18 protein-coding genes are annotated in these 21,272 nt (G+C 58.5%); 11 read left to right on the forward strand and 7 right to left on the reverse strand.

Annotated features, from left to right (window positions below):
- Positions 1-173: 173 nt before the first annotated feature.
- Positions 174-1,550 carry an RNA polymerase factor sigma-54 gene (gene rpoN, locus V6936_RS15405; RefSeq protein WP_003801752.1) on the forward strand — a complete coding sequence of 459 codons (1,377 nt, stop codon included), beginning with the start codon at positions 174-176 and terminating at the stop codon, positions 1,548-1,550.
- A gap of 62 nt (positions 1,551-1,612) precedes the next feature.
- A complete protein-coding gene (locus V6936_RS15410; protein ID WP_039943378.1) occupies positions 1,613-3,001 on the forward strand; it encodes an alpha,alpha-trehalose-phosphate synthase (UDP-forming) in 1,389 nt (462 codons plus the stop codon).
- Here V6936_RS15410 and V6936_RS15415 read toward each other — a convergent pair.
- Complete coding sequence (locus V6936_RS15415) at positions 2,940-4,007, reverse strand: mechanosensitive ion channel family protein (RefSeq protein WP_003801756.1); 1,068 nt, start codon at positions 4,005-4,007, stop codon at positions 2,940-2,942. The two genes, V6936_RS15410 and V6936_RS15415, sit on opposite strands and share 62 nt — an antisense overlap.
- Before the next feature lie 139 nt (positions 4,008-4,146).
- Between V6936_RS15415 and V6936_RS15420 the strand changes: the two genes are divergently transcribed.
- From V6936_RS15420 to V6936_RS15440, 5 genes are all read left to right on the forward strand, one after another.
- The gene (locus V6936_RS15420; protein WP_003801758.1) at positions 4,147-4,326 is read left to right on the forward strand and encodes a KGG domain-containing protein; all 180 of its coding nucleotides are present in this window, start codon (positions 4,147-4,149) and stop codon (positions 4,324-4,326) included.
- An 85-nt stretch (positions 4,327-4,411) separates the two neighbouring features.
- A complete protein-coding gene (locus tag V6936_RS15425; protein WP_059318281.1) occupies positions 4,412-5,383 on the forward strand; it encodes an SDR family oxidoreductase in 972 nt (323 codons plus the stop codon).
- 1 nt (position 5,384) lies between these two features.
- A complete protein-coding gene (otsB, locus tag V6936_RS15430) occupies positions 5,385-6,176 on the forward strand; it encodes a trehalose-phosphatase (RefSeq protein ID WP_336580060.1) in 792 nt (263 codons plus the stop codon).
- Positions 6,177-6,210: 34 nt separating this feature from the next.
- Complete coding sequence (locus tag V6936_RS15435; RefSeq protein WP_336580061.1) at positions 6,211-7,335, forward strand: DUF3182 family protein; 1,125 nt, start codon at positions 6,211-6,213, stop codon at positions 7,333-7,335.
- Complete coding sequence (locus V6936_RS15440) at positions 7,332-8,093, forward strand: alpha/beta hydrolase family protein (protein ID WP_003801766.1); 762 nt, start codon at positions 7,332-7,334, stop codon at positions 8,091-8,093. The genes V6936_RS15435 and V6936_RS15440 overlap by 4 nt, the downstream gene beginning before the upstream one ends.
- Before the next feature lies 1 nt (position 8,094).
- Here V6936_RS15440 and V6936_RS15445 read toward each other — a convergent pair whose 3' ends face one another.
- From V6936_RS15445 to V6936_RS15460, 4 genes are read right to left on the reverse strand one after another with little or no spacing between them, the layout of a single operon-like run.
- Positions 8,095-8,661, reverse strand: coding sequence for a cysteine dioxygenase (locus tag V6936_RS15445; RefSeq protein ID WP_442892622.1), 567 nt, complete (start codon positions 8,659-8,661; stop codon positions 8,095-8,097).
- A gap of 55 nt (positions 8,662-8,716) precedes the next feature.
- Positions 8,717-9,469: an enoyl-CoA hydratase/isomerase family protein gene (locus tag V6936_RS15450; RefSeq protein ID WP_131070894.1), complete on the reverse strand. Its 753-nt coding sequence runs from the start codon at positions 9,467-9,469 to the stop codon at positions 8,717-8,719.
- Positions 9,470-9,512: 43 nt separating this feature from the next.
- Positions 9,513-11,615, reverse strand: coding sequence for an acetate--CoA ligase family protein (locus V6936_RS15455; protein WP_336580062.1), 2,103 nt, complete (start codon positions 11,613-11,615; stop codon positions 9,513-9,515).
- Between the two features lie 34 nt (positions 11,616-11,649).
- The gene (locus V6936_RS15460; RefSeq protein WP_336580063.1) at positions 11,650-12,648 is read right to left on the reverse strand and encodes a Bug family tripartite tricarboxylate transporter substrate binding protein; all 999 of its coding nucleotides are present in this window, start codon (positions 12,646-12,648) and stop codon (positions 11,650-11,652) included.
- 341 nt (positions 12,649-12,989) lie between these two features.
- Here V6936_RS15460 and acuI point away from each other — a divergent pair, with 341 nt between their 5' ends.
- The 3 genes from acuI to V6936_RS15475 are packed head-to-tail and all read left to right on the forward strand — an operon-like array spanning position 12,990 to position 15,927.
- Positions 12,990-13,976 (forward strand): acrylyl-CoA reductase (NADPH), encoded by a 987-nt coding sequence (acuI, locus tag V6936_RS15465; protein ID WP_059318276.1) that lies wholly within the window; start codon positions 12,990-12,992, stop codon positions 13,974-13,976.
- Between the two features lie 50 nt (positions 13,977-14,026).
- Positions 14,027-15,178: a CaiB/BaiF CoA transferase family protein gene (locus V6936_RS15470; protein ID WP_003801777.1), complete on the forward strand. Its 1,152-nt coding sequence runs from the start codon at positions 14,027-14,029 to the stop codon at positions 15,176-15,178.
- Positions 15,175-15,927 carry an enoyl-CoA hydratase/isomerase family protein gene (locus V6936_RS15475; RefSeq protein ID WP_336580064.1) on the forward strand — a complete coding sequence of 251 codons (753 nt, stop codon included), beginning with the start codon at positions 15,175-15,177 and terminating at the stop codon, positions 15,925-15,927. The genes V6936_RS15470 and V6936_RS15475 overlap by 4 nt, the downstream gene beginning before the upstream one ends.
- 112 nt (positions 15,928-16,039) lie before the next feature.
- Here V6936_RS15475 and V6936_RS15480 read toward each other — a convergent pair whose 3' ends face one another.
- Entirely contained in the window at positions 16,040-16,789 is a 750-nt protein-coding gene (locus V6936_RS15480; protein ID WP_003801784.1) for an IclR family transcriptional regulator, read from the reverse strand.
- Between the two features lie 429 nt (positions 16,790-17,218).
- Here V6936_RS15480 and V6936_RS15485 point away from each other — a divergent pair, with 429 nt between their 5' ends.
- A complete protein-coding gene (locus V6936_RS15485) occupies positions 17,219-17,746 on the forward strand; it encodes a DUF2478 domain-containing protein (protein WP_051010430.1) in 528 nt (175 codons plus the stop codon).
- A 122-nt stretch (positions 17,747-17,868) separates the two neighbouring features.
- Here the strand turns inward: V6936_RS15485 and V6936_RS15490 are convergent, their stop codons facing one another.
- Positions 17,869-21,195, reverse strand: coding sequence for an autotransporter outer membrane beta-barrel domain-containing protein (locus tag V6936_RS15490; RefSeq protein WP_003801787.1), 3,327 nt, complete (start codon positions 21,193-21,195; stop codon positions 17,869-17,871).
- Positions 21,196-21,272: the final 77 nt, after the last annotated feature.

Genomic DNA, 21,272 nt, shown 5'->3' on the forward strand with positions numbered 1-21,272 from the left:
GACCTGTCTGGCAAGAGAAGCCCGGCTCCTGACATAGCAAAAAACGTACCGCCGTCAAGGAGCAAGGCGACAGGCACAAAACTTGCTACATAGATAGCGCAAAGGCCCTGACGCCCTCGTTGGTGATTGCAGGAAATGATCCATTTGGCCCCCTATAACCCAGGAGACGAGAAATGAAGCTAGAGCTGGTTCCACAGTTACAGATGCAGCACACTCTCTCGCAGCGCCTGCAACAATCTGCCCACATTCTGCAGCTCTCCGTGCAAGAGCTACAGACGCTACTGCATGAAAGTCTGCAGGACAATCCTCTGTTGGAGACTACGGCAGAGGCCGAACTGGACTATACCGTGCGGGAAGGGGTCACACCGCCCCGTTCCAGTCACAGCAATGACTTCTCAGCCCCCGGTGATATCAACAGCAGCCTGCGCAGCCGGGACGAACAAATCATGGAGAACGTGCGGCTGAGCCGGGCCAGCGAACGTTGCCAAGCCTTATGCGCTCTTATTGTCAATGCACTGGATGACAACGGCTATCTGCAGGATCGCTTCGAGGACCTGCTCCCTGCCAACTGTGAGGCGGTCTCCTTGCAAGAATGGGAAACCGCTCTGGCCCTGGTGCAGGCCTTGTCACTGCCAGGCACGGCAGCGCGCTCTGTTTCAGAGGCCCTTGCACTGCAAGTCCAGGCCCGCAAACACCTTAACCCGACGGTCACGCGTGCTCTGCTCAAACTGATTGCCACCGAACTGGACTGCCTGGCGCAGGGCAACTGGAAAAGTGCCCGTCAAAGGCTGGGCCTGTCTGTCTCCGTGTTTGAACAAGCGCTGCGCGAGCTGCAAAGCTTGGACCCAAAGCCTGGGCGAGCTTATTTGCCTTGCCCTCAACAGGCTATCGTTCCTGATGTACATGTCCATAAAGAAGGCAATCGCTGGCGTATCGTGGCAGACCCACGCAGCCTTCCACGCGTGCGGGTCCAGCAAGACTACGCAGCCGCATTGGAACAGCAGGCCCGCGCCCGCCAGGATCGACAGTTACAGCAAACGTTAACCCGAGCACGCTGGCTGGCCGAGGGGCTGGCCATGCGCCGCAGCACCATTTGTCGGGTGGCTGAACAGATCGTGCAGCGGCAAGCTCTGTTTTTCGAGCTGGGTGAACAAGCCCTGCAACCCATGCGCATCAACGATCTGGCCAAAGAGCTGGCGTTGCATCCGTCCACCATATCCCGCGCCACCGCCAACAAATTCATGAGCACGCCTTTTGGCACATTGAGTTTCCGTCACTTTTTCTCAGGTGAGCTGGAAACGGATTTTGGCGGCAGTTGTTCCACGGCACTGGTCAAGGAACAAATTCGCCGTCTGATTGCCAGCGAATCGGGCGACACTCCCCTGAGCGATGTGGAGCTGCATCAAGCATTACGTAATAACAGCGTGGAGCTATCCAAAAGAACCGTGACCAAGTACCGCTTGCAACTAGGCATTCCCAATGCCCGCGAACGCCAGCAACGGGCCCGTCTGCGTGCGCTGGGCGCCCATTTGCAGAGGGCGGCAAACTAGCACGGGTACGCAATTTGCTGATTCCTCAGGGTACATCCTTTAACCAACCAGCGAGAATCAGCATGAGCAAAATCATCGTGGTATCGGTACGGGTCGCCAGCGCAAAACAGCCATGCACCGGCGGACTGGCAGTGGCGGTTGACCAGTTGCTGCGTCAGCGAGATATCCAAGGCGTATGGCTGGGCTGGAACGGACAATGTGATCCGGCAGCGGGAACCTTGCATACCGAGGATCGTGGCCGCTACCAGGCAGTCACTTTTTCCTTCAGCCAGGAGCAATATGAGCAGTTTTACTGCGGGTACGCCAACACCTGCCTGTGGCCGGCATTTCATTACCGGCTGGACCTGATGGACTTTCAGACACATCACTTCCAGCAGTATCTGGAAGTGAACCGGCAAATGGCCACGTTCCTCAGTCAGATTGCCGGGCCCGATGATCTGATCTGGATACACGACTATCACTTGATGCCCCTGGCGCATTTTTGCCGGGAACAGGGGATGCCACAGGCAATGGGACTGTTTTTGCATACCCCCTTTCCCTGCCCGGAAGTGTTGCGTGCCATCCCTAGACATGAGTCCTGGATGAGCATGCTGCATCAATATGACCTGATCGGCGTTCAAAGCCCCAGCGACCACAGCGCTCTGCAAGCAGGACTGCAGGCCACGCCACCGCGCGCCGGGAACAGCCGAACACGTACGGGCGTTTATCCGATCGGGGTGGATGTGGACCTGATTCAGTCCCTGGCCAGTGCGTCCTCCTGGGCGCACGAGGGTGCCGCTGAAGAGCCGCTCAATGGCGCTGAAACCGTTATCAGTGTGGACAGACTGGACTACAGCAAGGGACTGGCCCATCGTTTGCGCACATTTGATGCGTTGCTGCGTCGCTACCCCACGCTGCACGGTCAAGCCACTTATGTACAGATTGCTCCCTCCACCCGTAGCGATATTCACGACTATCAGCTCATGCGCGAAGAGCTGGAAAGTCTGGCCGGACTGATCAATGGCCAGTTCGCCACGCCCGGCTGGAGCCCGATTGTCTATATGAACCGTGCCTTTCCCGCCCCCCAGCTGATGCGCATGCTGCGCCGCGCACGAGTAGGATTTATCGCGCCCATGCGCGATGGCATGAATCTGGTCGCCAAGGAATATATCGCCGCCCAGGACCCAGCCAACCCAGGCGTGCTGGTCCTGTCCACCTTTGCAGGAGCGGCCCAATCGCTACAGGACGGCTATCTGGCGGTCAATCCCTTTGATATAGAAGGCACCGCTCACTGCCTGTATGAGGCGCTGAACATGTCCTTAGCCGAGCGTCGCCATCGCCACCAGACTTTGTTGATGCAACTACGCCAACAGGATCTGGGGCAATGGTGCCAGCAGTTTCTTGGCGATCTTAGCGGTCAGGCGCCACATCAACAGGCTGAGTCGGCGATGGCTGAGCTTCCAGCATCCTGACCCGCACGAAAGCCTGCGGCTGATGCTGCGCGAGATAGGCCACCAGACCCTCGCGCAGCAGACAGCGCAAATCAAACAGACGCCCCGAGTCCGCAGCGCTAACCAGAAAACGCAGTTGCATGCCCCACTCATTGGTATCGATCACCTGCAAGACCTGCACGCGACGGTCCCAGAGCTCGGAGGACTCGCATAATGCTTTGAAAGCCGTATTCAGGCCCTGCATATTGACGGAGTAATCCACCCACAGAAATACCGTACCCAGCAAGGACGCACTGCGTCGGGTCCAGTTCTGGAAAACCGTCTCGACAAACCATTGCAAAGGCACTATCAGGCGGCGCTCGTCCCACACGCGAACGACGACATACGTCGCTGTAATTTCCTCAATCCGCCCCCATTCCCCTTCCACAATCACCACATCGTCAATCCGGATGGGTTGCGTAAAAGCAATCTGCAAACCCGCAATAAAGTTGCCCAACACAGGTCGTGCGGCGATCCCGGCGACCAGACCGGCCACCCCCGCCGAGGCCAGCAGACTGGTCCCTATCTGACGTGCCCCCGGCAACACCAGCAGGGCAAACGACACCCCCAGAAGAACCAGCAAAAAATGCGTGCTGCGCGCCAGCACACGTGCCTGTGTGTAGATCTGCCGCGAGCGCAGATTATCCGTCACGTTCAAGGGATGACGGGCGACAACCAGCTGGAACAAAGCCTCTACTGCGCTCATCAGCATCCAGGTGGTGCACACAATCAGCACCATCATGTCGCCGACAATCAGATAGGCCTGCCACTTGGCCGTGATGGGCGCCAGAGGAATACAAAACCGCAAAAAGACGGCCAGCAGAAAAACGCGGGACGGCCACACAATGCGGGCGCACAACAGGCCCAGAAAGTGTTCAGCCGGAACCAGACGCACAATCAGCTTGCCGCCCAGATAGTGCAACAGCCACAGCGATGTCCATCCAGCCGCCACTATCAGCAGCCATGCCCATCCGCTCATTGCCATCATGTTCGCTCTCCTGACTCAAGTCCTGAGCCCGTGCAGCAAATTGTGTGCCCCTGCCAAACCAGGCGGACCAGGCACGCTTTGTGCTGGATGAGTCCTGATCAATCACGGGATTGGCGTTCATTCAATCAAGGAGCGTGTTATGACCAAACACACAGACAATCAGGATCGCCAGGATCAGCGCGGTTTTGCCTCGATGAACGACAAGAAGCAGCGCGAGATTGCCGCCGAAGGCGGCCGCGCCGCGCACGAGTTCACCCCGCAAGAGGCCCGCAAGGCCGGCGCCAAAGGTGGCAAGGCCACCCAGGAGCAGCGACGCTAAGCCTTAGCCAAGCCCCAGTTGGACGCGGCGCACCCACCAGGGCCGCCGCGCCCTGTCCCATTCTTTGTCTATTTCAGGAGCCATCATGACAACGCGTCAAACAGTGAACGAGCAACGTCACCTGCAAGAACAGCAGGATCAGAAGGACAAGAACGGGGTCGGCCAGAACGAGCCCATCACGCATGATAAAAGCCACCCGGGCAGCGATTACCCCACTCCCCCCCTGCCCCAACAACACCTGGAAAAGCCCGGCCACGAAAGTGATCTCGATCCCGCTCCTCGTTATGAGGCCGCTCACTATAAGGGCAGCGGCAAGCTGGAAGGCAAGGTGGCCATCGTGACGGGAGGCGACTCCGGCATAGGACGAGCCGTTGCCGTGCTTTATGCGCGCGAAGGTGCGGATGTAACCATTATTTATCTTCATGAGGACGAGGATGCCCAAACGACACGCCAGGCCGTGGAGGCGGAAGGCAGGCAATGCCTGACCCTGCGCGGTGATGTCAAAGATGCCGAGTTTTGTCGTCAGGCGATCGAGCAGGTCCTGGATCGCTTTGGCAAGCTCAATATTCTGGTCAACAATGCCGGCTTTCAAGAACACGCCCAATCCCTGCTGGATTTGACGCCCGAGCGCCTGGACGAAACATTCCGCACCAATATCTACGGCTACATTTATATGGCCCAAGCCTGCCTGCCGCATTTGCATGCGGGCGATGCCATCATCAATACGAGTTCGGTGACCGCCTTGCGCGGTGCTGCCCATTTGCTGGATTACGCCAGCACCAAGGGGGCCATCATTGCCTTTACCTATTCACTGGCGGCCAATCTTGCGCCCAAGGGCATACGCGTGAACGCGGTGGCCCCTGGCCCTGTCTGGACCCCCTTGAATCCGGCAGACGCTCCTGCCGAGGAAATCCCTGACTTCGGGGCGCAAACCGTATTTGGACGCCCGGCCCAGCCCGAGGAACTGGCCCCAGCCTATGTGTATCTGGCCAGCCCCATTACAGCCAGCTACATCACCGGGATGGTGCTCCCCATCACAGGCTACCCAGGAACCTGACATGAACCGCGCGATCGAACTGGAACAGGCCGCTTTGTATCTGGACCTGGATGGTACGCTGGTGCCCCTGGCCGAGCGCCCCGAACAGGTGGCGCTGGCCTCTGGCACCGCCGAGCTGCTGCTGAACCTGCACGCCGCCTGCCAAGGCGCCGTGGCGTTGGTCTCGGGACGGGATTACGCCAGCCTGCAACAGGCCTGCTGCAGACTGCCGCTGGCGATGATAAGCAGCCATGGCGCAGCCATGCATGATGCAGACGGGCAGAAATGCTGGCACACACCTCTCAATGCGGCGCAGCATCACAGCCTGTCGCGTGCAGCAGCCACGCTGATCCACCCCCACCCCCTTGTCTGGATGGAACGCAAATCGCACGGCCTAGCGGTCCACTTTCGGCAATGCCCGCAATTGGGCGATATGCTCCACAGCGAGCTGAACATGCTGTGTTCGGACTATCCGGGCTTTGAGCTGATCCGCGGCCATTGTGTGATCGAGTTGCGTCCGGCCGGCGTGGACAAAGGCCAGGCTCTGGCCCGCGCGCACAGTCTGCCCCCGTTTGCCGATCGCAAACCCATCATGGCGGGTGACGACCTCACCGACGAGGCGGCCTTTCGTTTTGTCAATCAACAAGGCGGCGTAAGCATCCGTATAGGCCCCCCCGAACCCGCGAGTGCGGCCCAGCTTTGTCTGCCCCAACCCGCCGATCTGCTCAGGCTTTTGCAAACCAGTTTGCTGGAAACCCGTTTCTTCTCTGCTGCCCCCCTACGCTCAAAGGACAGTCAAACCGCTGCTCCTTAAGTGAGCAACCCACCTCATTTTCAAAGGATGGACTATGAGCACAATCGCCATTCCCCGATCTACGACATCGTTGCAGATCAGCCTTCCGGTCAGCGGTTGTGACTGTGGCACAGTTCAAGGTCTGCAGTTCATGGCCAGGGAACTGGCGCAGTTTCTGGACCTGTCCCATATCTACATGGCCTATGAAGACCAACTGGAGGGAGAGGTCCGCGACGCCTTTTACCTGCCCGCCCAAACCCTGAACCTAGATCAAGCCAAACGTTTAGGCATCCATTGCGCAGCCCAACTGTATGGGGGCGTGGTCCCGCATGATTTTCTGGCCTACAAAACAGTGGCTCACCCACTCGCACAGTCCGACATGGACCGGCCCGCGGGCTGGAACAATGATCTGGCAAAGGCCTTGGGTCCTACGGTGCTACCCGGCTACAGCGCCTTCTCGATTCCCGACGCCTTGCGTGCGATGAGCCTGCTGGATCAGGCGGGTCATACCGGCATACGGATCAAGCTGGCCCGCGCCAGTGCAGGCGAAGGCCAGCGGGTCGTCTACAGCCGCCAGCAACTGGAAGAGCTGCTGGCACTCCCTCCCTGGCAGGAGCAGGTTGAACATGGCCTGGTTCTGGAGGAAAACCTGCTCGAGAGCCAGACCTTCAGCGTTGGTCAGACACAAATTGGCGAACACCTGTTTTCCTATATCGGTCAACAGCATCAGACCCACAACCGACAGCAGGAATCGGTTTACGGCGGCACCACCCTACTCATGGTCCGAGGCGGATTTGATGCCTTGCTGCAGCTCTCGGGGATGCAACGCATTCAATATCTGATCGATCTTGCGATGAACTATGAAAGCAGGATTACGCAGGCCTACCCTTCTCTGTATGCCTCACGTCGCAACTACGATGTCATTGTCGGGCGCGATGCACGGGGCAACTATCAGGCTGCGGTACTCGAACATTCCTGGCGCTGCGGAGGCGCTTCCATTGCCGAAATACTGGCCATGCGCAGCCTGCAAAATCATCCCGAGCAAGGCCACACGCACGCCTGGACACGGGAACGCTATATGGACGATCCCGATCTAGTGCGGCAATCCCCCCACCTGTACAGTTTGCAGCAACTCGGCAATGGCTATCTGGCACGCTTTGGAGGTCCCTTGTCCTCATGAGCACTGACATATTCAAGACCACCATCAAGGTTGCGCACCAGCAGCTCGACGCTCGCTTGCTGGTGCCCCAGTCCCCCATACCGGGAATTCTGTTCGTACACGGATGGGGCGGCAGTCAACGATTTGACCTTAAACGGGCCCACACCATTGCCGGCATGGGCTGCATCTGCATGACGTTTGATCTGGCGGGACACAATGCCAGCGACCAGGAACGCCAAAGAGTCAGTCGTGAACAGAATTTTCAGGATATCTGCGCCGCCTTTGATACCTTGGCCAGTCATCCCATGGTCGATGCCAATTCCATTGCTATTGTCGGCCACAGCTATGGGGCGTACCTGGCCTGCCTGCTCAGTGAATTTCGGGCGGTCCGCTGGCTCAGTCTGCTTGCCCCGGCGCTCTACCCGGATGAGGACTGGCTAGCCCCAAAAGATCAGCTCAAACGCAGCTTGCTTCAGGATTACCGCCTGCAAAGCCATACCCCGCAGGACAACCGGGCGCTGCATGCCTGCTCGAAATTCACCGGCGACGTCATGCTTTTTGAAGCCGAGCATGACGAACTGATTCCTCGCCAGACCTTGCTGACCTACCGACAAGCATTCAGCCAGGCCAACTCTCTGACTCATCGTGTGCTCAAGGAAAGCAACCATGCGCTGGACGAAAAAGTCGCCCAGCGCAATTACTCTGTGCTGCTGTATCGCTGGATTCAGGAAATGATTATTGGCGCACGCATCGGCCACCTGCCCAAGGACATCGCGTAAATCAGACCACTGCAGGCCGGTTGGCATACCCGGAGACGAACTCCTTGGCCTGCCCGGTCTGCGGATCAAACACATGGCGGCGTACCTTGCCGATATCCGCGCCATAAACGTGAATGCTGATGGACACCTGGTCGTCATAGACATTGGAGACCTCGTGTATATCGCCCACCGTGGGTGACACCACTTCCACCACGCCCGGCTCCAGAATCTGCGTATCTTCTTCTGTCATCTGGCCGGTCTGAGGATCACGGTCAAAAGGCCGGGATCGTTCGGCACCACGCAACATGCCAATCAAGCCCCACACAGTATGGTCGTGGATGGGCGTTTTCTGGCCGGGGCCCCACACAAAACTGACCACGGAAAAGCGCTCCTGTGGACAGCAATACAGCAAGTACTGTTGATAGAACTGTGGATGGGGCTGGGTATATGCCGGGGCCAGCCAATCGTCCTGGGCCACCAGTTCGCCCAGCAGGACGCGGCCCTCACGCAAGATATCCTCCTCGCCGACGGCGGGGCGGGCGGTCAATTCATTCATCCCTTGGATAAAGCGCTCAAAACGGGGGTGCATAAGGGGATGTCTCCATAGTTGCCTGGGCCTTGCGGCCCAATTCGTGAATCAGTTCTTATTTGTTCAGATACACCGGGGCACGTTTTTCCTTGAACGCGTTCATCCCTTCCTTGGCATCATAACTATCCTCGATCGCCTTCAGTTGGCTCATGGTGCGCGCCATTTGCTCGGACGGCCCCCGAGTCAGCACCTCATTATTGATAAAGCGCTTGAGGGTCTGCAAAACACGGGGCGACATCTTGGCCAGATCCTGAGCCATGCGCACGGCAGCCTGAACTTGCTCACCGACCGGCACCACCTCATTGGCAAAACCCAGATCATAAGCACGACGGGCTTCCAAGGTACGGCACAACAGAATCACTTCCATGGCGGCATGATGCGGAATGCGCGAGGCCAGGCCGGAGATAATGCCGCCCGTAAAGCCCAGCTTGGCTTCCGGGTAGGAGAACTTGGCGCTCTCGGAGGCCACCAACAAATCCGTCATCATCGCCATCACCAGGGCCCCACCCACGCACCAGCCACTGACAGCCGCAATAATGGGCTTGTCGGTTTCAAAGCCTACCGTGGGGATGGCACGCCACAACTCGGGCCACTCATTAATATCGGCACCGGCAGAAAAAGCGTCATTACCTGCCCCGGTCAGCACGGCTACACGACGTGTGGGGTCCTCATCAAAAACCAAAAACGCCTGCTGCAGCTCCTTGACCACCGTGGCGCTCAAGGCATTGCGGCGATCAGGACGATTGATCGTAAAGATTGACACACCGTCATCGTGGTTTTCGACAAGAATGCACTGATAATCCGACATGGTTTACTCCTCCTGGGTATTTTTAAAAGAATCGATCTTGGTTTTATGCGCCTATGGACAGGCGGGCATCGACGGCGTGACAACGGGTGGCCGCCACGATCAATGGGTTGATATCCAGTTCAAACTCGGTGTCGCGCAGGTCGTGAGCCAGGAAGCTGACACGCACAATCGCATCGAGCACCCCGGCCCGATCCAGCATGCGCCCCCGGTATCCCTGCAACAGCTTGTCGATCATCAAAGTAGACAAGAGTCGATCCGCATCAGCCAGAGTCAAAGGAGCGGCGGCAATCACCCGATCCGAGAGCATTTCCACCAAAATGCCGCCCGCCCCAAACACCACCACCGGGCCAAACTGCGCATCCTGACGTGCTCCGATCAACAGCTCCACATCGCCTTTGGCCATGGCCTGCACCAAAACACCTTCCAGACGGGCATCCGCCTTATAGGCTTTGGCATTCGCGTAGAGCCGGGCAAAATCCCGTCGCAAGCCAGCCTCGTCGGCCACATCCAGCGCCACCCCGCCCGCTTCGGTTTTATGAACAATGTCGGGAGAGACAATCTTCATCACCACCGGGTAACCCATCTGCTCGGCCTGCGCCACGGCCTGTTCCACGTCCTCACATACCTGGCCCAGATTCACCGGCAAGCCGTAATGCGCCAGCAATCGTTTGGACTGATCTTCATTAAGAACACCACGCGGCATCACACTAGGAGCCTGGCAGGCACTGGGGCGCATCGCTACCTGACGCGGCACGAACTGCCCATGTCGTTTCCAGGCTGACAAGGCCAGGGCCGCTTCCAGACTGGAGCTGGCATACGCATGGCCGTGCTGGGCCAGCTTCTGCCGCAAAGGCTCGGATGTTGCACCGGCATCAAACGCCACCATGACGGGCTTGGCCCAGTGCGGTTCGGGATGGATGATTTTTTCAATCAGAGCCGCCATCCATTCCTGCGGACACATGGAGGCCGTAATCAATACCGCATCGCTTTGCTGATCCTGCATCAGGGCATCCAAAGTGGCGCGGGCCACTTCGGTGCAATCCTGGGTCAGACGGGCGCCCAGATCCACCGGGTTATCCGCCTGCCCGGCCGGGTAGTGGACAGCCAAGGCATGCTGGGTAGAAGCAGAAAAGCCGGACAGCTCCACGCCCTGCTCTGCCAAGGCATCTGCGGCCAGGGCTCCGCCGCCGCCCGAGGGCGTCACAATCGCAACTTTGGAAATCGTGTTGCTGGTAAAGCGCACCATGCTGTTTGCCAACAGAAGCATGGCTCCCATATCGTCCATCAGGCTGATGCCTTCATCGCGGCAGACACTGGCAAACACATCATGGTCCCCGGCGACACTGGCGGTATGCGAAAAGGCGGCTGCCTTGCCCGCACTGGAGCGCCCGGCCTTGACGGCCAGCCAGGGCTTGCCCGCGGCCTGCGCCCGGCGAGCCGTATGGCGCAAGGCCTGTGCATCCTTGATGCCTTCGATATAGGTACAGATCACCTGCGTCTTGGGATCATCAATCAAGAAATCCACAAAGTCGCACAAGTCCAGATCTGCCTGGTTACCTACCGAGAAGCCATAGGTAAAGCCGCCGCCCATCGCCCATGCACGATCAAAGTAGGTGGTCATCAAGGCACCGCTTTGACTGACAAAACCAATCGGACGCTCGGGCAGGCTATCCCTGTCCAGCACCGGCGACGAACACAACACCAGCTTGCGGCTGGGGCTGATCATGCCCAGGCAGTTGGGTCCGATCAGACGCATGCCCGACTCCCGGCAAATGCGCAGCAGCGCCTGCTCGCGCTCCAGCCCGCGCTCACCTGCATCAGCAAAGCCCGCCGAGATCACCAGCAGACCACGCACTCCCATTTGAGCCGCCATCTGCGCCTGCTCCAGAACGGTATCGGCCCCCACCGTAAACACGGCCAGATCCGGGGCGCTGTCCAGCGCAGCCAGACCGGGCACAGCGGGCAAACCAAACAGACTGCTGCGACTGGGATTGATGGGCAGGACCTTGCCGCCATACCCGTGCTTGAGCAGCATGCGAAACAGTCGCCCGCCAAACTTGGACTGATCTTCCGAGGCGCCGACCAAAGCTATGGATGCCGGGTCCAGCAAAGCGTCCAGCGTGCTGGCGCAAGTGACGGTTTCCATCACGTTTGTCTCCTGTTGGTGGTTCCGTGAGCGTTTAGTTATCGCTCATCTTGATAGTCTTGAGCAGCTCGCTGTAATAAGCCCGGCTCTTTTCCAGATCCTTCGCATAGGCATCGCCATCTTTCCAGCTGGCGCTGACACTGATACGGTGGAAGCGTTCCTGCGTTTGCGGTTCGGCCAGAATTTCTTCGGTGGCCTTGGCCAGCTTGTTCATGACATCGTCAGGTGTGCCTGCCGGTACAGCCAGTCCCCAGAACCCCTCAAAAGGCAGGGCCAGATCAAAGCCCGCTTCCTGAGGAGTGGGCACGTCCGGCAGTTCTGGATGACGCACGCTGGCGTACGTCACCAAGGCTTTGGCCTTGCCACTTTTCACCAGCTCCAGCCCCACCCCATCGATAAAGAAGTCAATGTGATTGCCCATGAGGGCCGTCATGGTATCTGCCGAGCCTTTGAAGGGGACGTGCAGCAGGTCCAGCTTCTGGGCATTTTCCAGAATCTCTCCTGCCAAGTGGCCTCCAGACGCAATACCGGCCGAGCCATAGGTCAGGGTGCCGGGCTCTTTGCGCGCCAGTTCCACAAACTCTTTCAGGTTGGAGACGGGCAGGTCATTGCGTACCGTCATGATGGGAAGATAGCCAGCCAGACTGCCGACAAACTCAAAACCGTTTACCGGGTCATAAGGCACATCGCGTATATAGGGCAACACGGTAAAGGCCGTGCTGGTCGCCAGCAACAAGGTATAGCCATCAGGTTTGGCGCGCCCCACCATCGACGTCCCCAGCGAAGTGGTGCCGCCGGGTCGGTTCTCAATAACGACAGGCACGCCCAGCTTGACGCGCAGGCGGTCGGCAAATACTCGCGCCAGGTTGTCACTGTTGCCGCCGGGGGGATAAGGAACCACAAAGGTCACTTCACGGCTGGGGTAGGCGTCAGCCGCACTGGCCGCCGGTACAGAAAAACTGCTGACTGCAGCCAGCCCCGAGACCAGCAAAGTACGTAGCAACCCGGTGGGCGAAAAAAAAGAACTGGACATGATCCTTGCCTCCTGTGTGAGGGAGCAACCCTCTTTTGTTCCAATATATAGAACGCTGTTCTTGTTTTTGATATTAAAAATGCCGCGTAAACGGCTTGAATACAACAGACAGCAACAACACAAGCAACTGAGGACAACGGCTCAAATATAGGGAGATTTGATTTCAAGTGTCAACTATTAATCCCCCTCGGGATTTCCCCAGTCTGTTGATCCTGGTGCTTTAGGCTTGACCGCAACGCGCTTCTGGATAAAATGAAAATACTGCTTTTTTTTATGTCATTTTGAAGAACGATGTTCCAAATATCAGAACAAAACTCTTAACTGATCGAAGGAATTCATTTATGTTCTCTGCCATTGTCATCGACAAAACCGACGGCCAATACAAAGCCAGCCTGCAAACCCTGGACGAGTCCGCCCTGCCCGAAGGCCAGGTCACGGTTCGCATCGACTACTCCACCCTGAACTTCAAAGACGGTTTGGCCATGACGGGCAAATCGCCGGTAGTGCGTCAGTTCCCCATGGTGCCCGGCATCGACTTCGCCGGTACCGTCACTGACAGCAGCGACCCGAATTTCAAGCCCGGCCAGAAGGTAGTGCTTAACGGCTGGGGCCTGGGTGAAGTGCATTGGGGTGGCCTGGCCCAGCAGGCACGCGTCAAGGGCGATTGGCTGATCCCCCTGCCCGAAGCCTTCTCCACCCAGCAAGCCATGATGATTGGTACCGCGGGCTACACCGCCGCCCTGTGCGTACGTGCCTTACAGCGCCAGGGCGTCACGCCCGACAAGGGCCCGATTCTGGTTACGGGAGCCGCGGGTGGCGTAGGCAGTGTCAGCGTAGCCCTGCTCCATGCCCTGGGCTACACCGTGATGGCCAGCACGGGCCGCCCTCAAGAAGAAAGCTATCTGAAGGCGCTGGGCGCCAGCGAAATTGTGGACCGCAACACCTTGAGCGAACCCGGCAAGCCGCTTGGCAAAGAACGCTGGGCCGGTGCCATCGACAGCGTGGGCAGCCACACCCTGGCCAATGTGTGCGCGGGCACGCAGTACTTGGGCGCCGTGGCCGCTTGTGGTCTGGCTCAAGGCATGGACTTCCCTGCTTCCGTGGCCCCCTTCATTCTGCGCGGCGTGCAGTTGATTGGTGTGGATAGCGTGCATTGCCCCAAACCCGAGCGTTTGGCGGCTTGGGACTTGCTGGCCAAGCATTTGTCTATTGAAGCCCTGGAGCGCATCGGTGCCAGCACCATCACGCTTTCCCAAGCCATTGATCAGGCCGGTCAGCTACTGGAAGGCAAGGTACGCGGCCGCATCGTGGTTGATGTCAACGCTTAAGGCCGGGTCGGCCCCCCCCCCCTTTACCTGTCACGCTCTGGAGCTGATTCATGGATACGACATTGCCCCTGAACGGGGTTCGGATACTGGAATTTTGCAATGTGGCCGCTGGCCCGTACTGCGGTATGTTATTGGCCGATATGGGGGCCGACGTCATCAAGATCGAGCACCCCAAAGGGGGTGACACCTTGCGAAGCTGGCCACCCATCAACCAGGGCTATAGCGAGAACTTTGCTTCGCTAAACCGCAACAAGCGTTCAGTAACGCTGGATCTGAAAAACCCCGATGATGTGGCCAAGGCACGCCAGCTGGTACTGGATGCCGACGTCTTGCTGGAGAACAACCGGCCCGGCGTCATGCAGCGTTTAGGGCTGGATTATGAAAGCCTGAAGGCCCTGAATCCCAGGCTGCTGTATTGCTCGATTTCGGCCTACGGGCAAAGCGGTCCGCGCTCGCAGGAAGGCGGCTTTGACCTGACCATCCAGGCCATGAGCGGCGTGATGAGCGTAACGGGCGAAGCCGGCGGCGCCCCGGTCAAGTGTGGTGTGCCGCTGGCAGACTTTGCTGCCGGTTTATATGCCGCTTTTGCCATCAGCGCCGCCCTGCCGCAAGCACGCGCCACCGGTCAGGGCGCGCATATCGACGTCCCCATGCTGGGTACTACGCTGGCCATCGCTGCGCTGCAAACCTCGGAATATTTTGGCAGCGGCCGCGATCCGGACAAGCTGGGCTCCGCTCACCCACGCAATGCTCCCTATCAGGCATTCCAGTGCAAAGGCGGTTACTTCGCCATGGCAGCGGGCAACGATGCACTATGGCGATCTGTCTGTCAGGTCGTTGAACGCCCTGATCTGACCGAGGACGAGCGTTTTACCAGCACCACCTTGCGCGCCAAACATCAAGATGCCTTGCGTGAACTGCTGGAAGCCATTTTTGCGCAACACGACTCCGAACACTGGCTGGCTCAATTCCGTGCCCAGGGCGTACCGTGCAGCCCCATCAACCGCTATTCCGACGTCTTGCGCGACCCGCAAGTCGAGCACATGCAATGGGTGCAAAACATCCGCCTGCCGGGTACGGATACCGAAACCCGCACCTTTGTCTCGCCCCTGCGTATCAATGGGGTGGGCTTGCCCGTCCGTCTGGCACCACCCGCGCTGGGCGAGCACAACGACAGCATCCTGCACGGAGTCACCCCATGACCGCGCGGTACGGCAGCAGCAGCCCCAGCCTGAACGTGGACTGCCAGGATAAAGTCTGGACCCTGACACTGAACCGCCCTGACAAGCGCAATGCCTTGTCAGCCGAGCTGGTAGAAGCCTTGATCGCGGCCGTGCAGGCCGCAGAACAGGCCCAGCCCGATTTATTGATTCTGCGCGGGGAAGGCCGCAACTTCAGTGCGGGTTTTGACTTCAGCGACTACGAGCAGCAAAGCGAAGGGGATCTGGTACTGCGATTTATCCGCATCGAAACCCTTCTGCAGCTGCTGGCTCACACACCATGCGCCACCTTGGCCCTGGCGCATGGGCAAAACTTTGGGGCAGGCGTGGATTTGATTGCGGTCTGCCGTCAACGCGTCGCCAGCGCGGATGCTCGCTTTCGCATGCCTGGACTGCAATTTGGCCTGGCACTGGGAACCGGCAGACTGGCGGCCTTGATTGGCGGCCAGCAGGCTCATCAGCTCCTGGCAGGCAGCCAGGTGTTTGATGCTGCCAAAGCAGAGCAACTGGGTTTTATTGAAGGGATACAAGAGCCTGACACATGGCCTGCTGTCATCGAGCAAGCGCAACAGACAGCAGGCTTGCTGGACGCAACCAGTCGCGCCTATCTGCATCAGTTAACCGGCTGCCCACAACAGGTTGATCGGGATATGGCGGCCTTGGTGCGCTCTGCGTCCGCACCCGGTATCAAACAAAGAATTGCGGCCTTCAGGCAGGCCGCGACGTCTTGAGTTCTTTGGTTTGAATTGAACTGTCCCAGAAAACCGGGGCAAGCTCCAAACTGTGACAACCGCTCAAAGCCGGGCTGCTTCATCCAGCCCGGAACCTATCCGCTACAGCGGTTTAGCGACCGCTATACCCTAATCGGCGCGAGATCTGCGCGGCGGCCGTCACCAGTGTTTTACCGGCCTGCACCAAGCGGGCCTCCTCCAGCCGTTCCGCAGGCCCGGAAATCCCCAAAGCCGCCACCACCATTCCACGGCTATCGTAAATAGGCGCGGCCGCGCCCACGACCTGTTCACGCCATTCGCCACGATTGAGTGCAAACCCTTGCTCGCGCACCTGCTCCAGCTCGCGACGCAGATCACCAAACTTGACCAGGCTACGGGGGGTATAGGGCTTGAGGCGGTTCTTGAGAAGATTGAGCGTGTCTTCACTGGCCCAGGCCAGCAGAGCCTTGCCCGTGGCCACGCACTGCGCAGGCGAGCGTCCGCCCACGGTGGTGTAGGCTCGCACCGGCTGCGGACTGTCCATCTTTTCGATATACAGCACCTCTACCCCATCGAGCAGCGAGAGGTGGACGGTTTCCTGAGTCTGCTCGGCCAGCTCTTTCATGAAGGGCAAGGCCTCCGTCCGCACATCCAGCCGGTTGGCCAGGCCCGAGCCCAGCTCCCAGAGCTTCATGGTCAGCTCATAGCGTCCGGTGTCTTCGTTCTTGCGCGCAAAGCCTTGATGAACCAGCGCCTGCAGCAAACGATGCACATTGCTTTTATTGAGCATCAGTTGATTGGCCAGCTCGGTCACGCCCGAGCCTCGTTCGTGCTTGGCCAGGGCTTCCAGGAGCACCAGGCCCTTAACAAAAGTCTTGTCCAATCGAATATCCCATCCATCACTAAAAGTGCATGAATTGTCTCATGGAACCGGACTTCTGCCTGTGAGAGTGGGGGAACTGACTCAAAAACAAAACAGACTGCTCGACCTTTGCCTGTTCATCTAAAGCATTGCACCTGGCACGCGCCTGTCCGCAGGATTGAGGGCTGGCTGGCGGACTATTATCCCACTCACTCTCCCCTGACAGATTGACCTGCAAGATGGCAAACGTGTCGGTGGGCTGACAGGTTGCAGCCTGTCACGCGAGAAGCCCGGGGTATCAATTACACATGGACGCCCTCTGCGTGCCCTCAAAATAGGCCAAGCATTACCCAAAACACAATCTCACTTGCCGCTTCCCAGCCTTTGCCGAAAGCGTGTAAAAAGAGTCTTTATGCCATGAATCAAAAAGCAGACCGGAGCTCAACCCTGATGGACACCCCTTCTACGCCCGTTGCCCTTGCCGCCATCGTACATGCGGGCAAAGGCAGTGCTGATGCCCTGCTGCTGGAATTCATACAGGCGCTGCGCGCTCAACATTACCGTGTCTACGGCCTGGTGCAAGGCCCCGCCATCCAGAAGGGAGATCACAGCCTGCGCACCGTGCAGGATCTGGACAAAGGCACTCTCTACCCCATCACTCAGAATCTGGGAACCGAATCCAGCGCCTGTCGCCTGGATATTGGCGCCTTGCTGCACGCCAGCGAAGTGCTACGACAGGCGCTGGACAGTCATGCCGATCTGGTGATTGTGAATCGTTTTGGAATTATGGAAGCCGATGGTCAAGGTTTTAACGACGAAATCCTGGCCTTGATCGATAAAGGCTACCCGGTACTGACTGTTGTGTCTCATACCTACCTGCCTGCATGGCGCGCGTTCACAGGGGGCCTGGCGGTGGAACTGGAGCCCGAGCATCAGGCGCTGTGGAACTGGTTCGAGAGCAGCCGTCAGGCCGCCTGAACCGGACGCCTGACCGGACTACGTTGAGCGAGCTTGCCTGACTGCCGGAGTCGCTCCGCCAGCCAGGCAAGCTGACGGGACACACACAGACAGCAAGCGTTCAAAATGACGACTAACAAGGCCTAGAACGCCCAGTTCAGCGACACATTGCCCGAGATATCCGCCCGGCTATTGCCCAGTAAACGGGTTCCCGCCGACACCCCCACACGCAAACGCTCCGAGCTTTGCAGCGTCAATCCTGCGCGCAAGGCCAGCGCATGACTGTCGACCCGCGCATAGCGACCATCAAAACCCGTCTGGGGTGAGGCTTCAAACCGTGCGTACTGCGTCTGCTTGCGACCTAACAAAGCCTGCTCCCAGGACGCGGACACTTCGGCCTGCAAACGACGACCCTGTTTCAGCTCCCAAGCCTGGCTGACCGCCAGACCCAGCGAGGCTTGCAAGGACTGGGCACGGGTCGAATCCAGCTGCAAGCGGCTGCCTGCATCGCCTTGCTCACTGAAACCGGGACGGCTGTAACGCAGGTAATCCAGAGCCAGAACGGGACCTATGCTGCCAGCCTCGCCCAAGGGCCAGTTATAGGCTGTCTGGATGCCCGCTGCAAAGGTGTGACCGGTCCAGTCGGACTTGGGGTTCGCTTGATAATCAGAAAACGCGATGCGTCGGTTCAGCTTGCCCTGCTCCAAACCCACACGGACTTGCGCCAGACCTTGCCAACCCTCGCGAGCATCGGCACGATACAAGGCATGGACGCCGGCGCCCAAACCCGTCAGCGTGCTCTTGCCCTGATAAGGGGCATCTATATTCAAACTCTGCTCATTGGCAGTTGCATGAGCGCCCAGGCTCCAATCGCTGCCAGCAGCGCGATGCTCCGCGCCGAACACCACCCCGTAAGTCTGACTGCGATGGTCGACCTCATTAGCACTTAACTGCCAGTGGTAACGGCCCCCAAAAGGCTGAATAAAGGTTTGCCATCCATCCTTGCCCAGACCAGGTCGCTGACGCAGTTGCTCGGACACCAGTTGCTCTCTGCGCAAGCTGGCAGCCAATTGCGCCCCGTACGCGCCGGCACTGAGCTGATTGAGTGCGTCACCGATCTGGCTGCCATCCGCGCTGGAAAAGTCTAGCGCCTGGTAGACAGACGCCAAGGGACGCTGATTGTCAGTAGAAGCCTGCTCCAGACTGCGGCCCACGGCACCCGCATTAGGATTGACTGCATAGGGCGAGTAAGCCGCCGCGTCACGGCTAACCGACCAACCGCCGTTATTGACCTGAACACGCAGGCTGGGCGAGTTCAGGCTGGCTGTCAGCAGATCAAATCCACCCTGAGTCTGTGTGGCCTGAAAGACCGTGTTCTGGCTCAGGGACCAACCATCGGCATACCAGTCCGGCTGCAACTGCACTTTCAGTTCACCAGCCAGTTGAGCCAGCCCCTGCACCTCGATCCGATCATGCTGACGCGTGTCCGCTTCAATCAACACCCGGCCTTCGGGGGCCTGAATGAAATCGCCTTGAATCGTCATCTGACCAAATGAATTACCCGGACTCAAGGTACCGTGGTTACTGAAGTTGCCTTCCGGATTGATGACGTAACTGCTGTTGCCGCTGAGCGTGGCGCCTGCATCCACACGCAGACCATGCAATTGATGCTGGCCATTGAGCGAGCTTTCCCCGCCCGCAATCACGACGGCCAGATTATCGACACCCTGAATATTACCCTCGTAGCGCAGACGGAAATCAGGATCGGCCTGCCTCGTGGCGCGCCCTTGATCATCGGCTTTCTGCCCAAAATTCACATGGGTAACAAACAGCTCGCCATTGCTTTGGCGAGTGGAATAGTCAGACAGGATATCGCCCTGAATCCGGGCCCCCTGCAGGACATTGATATTTTCAACCTGTGCATTGTCGGAAATCTGAATGGCCGCTTTCCTGCCCGACAACAGGCCGGACAGGTGGTAGTCCTTGATCAGCGCGCCCTGCAAAGCCAAGGGTAATTCCTCGGCGGCAACCAGGGTGCCCCGGAAATTCACCAACCAGGAGCCACGATAGTCACCTCCCTCAATACCATCTGCAAAACTGCCCATGGCGTTATGACCGAAGTCAAACAGCGCGGCAACGCCGTCCTCTCCCTCAGCGCGTACTTCGCCCCGCTGCACAATCGTGTGTTCGCGACCATAGCTGAACTGCAGGCCGCGGCCATACCAGCCTTGCGCGTGAATACGGGTACTTTCGGGAATGATGAGTGTGTTTTCGCTGCCATCCACGCGCACACCGACTCCGCCGGGACCGGCACTTAACAAATCAGCCGCCTGGGTCAGGGTGTTGCGCTCCCCATAAATATGCAACCCCACGCCTTGAGTAGCCTGGTTGTATTGGCCCGGCAGATAAGCCGTCCCTTCGCTGTTTCGAGCAAAAAAACCATTTTTGCTCGTCAATGTGAGCCCATCGCCGTAGACAGAATAGCCATAGAAATTACGTCGGTCGATCTTCAAGCCCATATCCTGCAAGGATGCCAGCTCCGCTTCCATCATCGTGGTGTAATTGCGATAAGACTGGTGGCTCATCAAGCTGTTGCGCAGCTCTGAATGCGCCATATAATCCGTATCCACCCCGAATGGCTGCGTATTTACATAGCCCAAAATCCGCACCGGTATGCCGGGCATGGCGCCGTCCATGACTTCCTGCACATGCTGGCCCGTGAAATAGCCCTGGTCCTTGCGCAAGTCAAACGCGTCTGGGTCGTAAGCGTTATTGCACATCGAGCACAGCACCGCCTGTCCGGGCCGGGCCGCATTGCCATTGTCATCGCGCAAACCCTGCGCCCATGACGTCAAAACCGGACGGATGTACGGCGTATCCGACCCTAGTCCCCAGGCGTCCACGGCCACACCAATCATTCCCATCGTATGGCCAAACTCATGGAACATGACAGCCGCATAATCTGCCTGGGCATTCAGGGGAAGTTGGCTGGGCCGAAGCGCAGCGGTATCAAAATCGATGGTTCCCACCACAACCTCGGCAAGAGGGTGCTTAAGTTGATCGCTGTCCAGCTTATTGAGTAAGGCAGCCTGAGGCAGAAGCAGGTAAAGCGAGCCTGCGGAGTCTGGGTCAGGCGTCACCGTGGTCCCCGCCCGAGCATCCTGACCGCCTACTGTGCCAATATTGATAATGGCGGGCACATGCCCCGGCTTCAAAGAGACGATTTCTGCCCAGCGACTTAAGGCGCCTCGAATTTTCGCATGCGCATTATCGTCCAGATCAAAAACGGATCGTGGCCCATTGACCGGATCATCGATAGAGTAGGAGCCATCCTGCGTACCGTAAATGCGTAGTTCAAATACAGCCTCCCCTTTCTTGTTATGGATCGTTTCAGACTGATAGGCTTGAGCGCTCACCGACGCTGCCAGCAAGACACCAGCACTGAACAGGGATTTCAAGGTCGCGGACATAAACAAAGGTTCCTGGCTTGAGTGTGGCACAAGGCGTCCCTGGCCATAAACCCACCACAGGCCGCCCTCAAGCCAGC

It is taken from the genome of Alcaligenes sp. CHO6 (assembly GCF_037120595.1).
Lineage (GTDB): Bacteria > Pseudomonadota > Gammaproteobacteria > Burkholderiales > Burkholderiaceae_B > Alcaligenes > Alcaligenes ammonioxydans.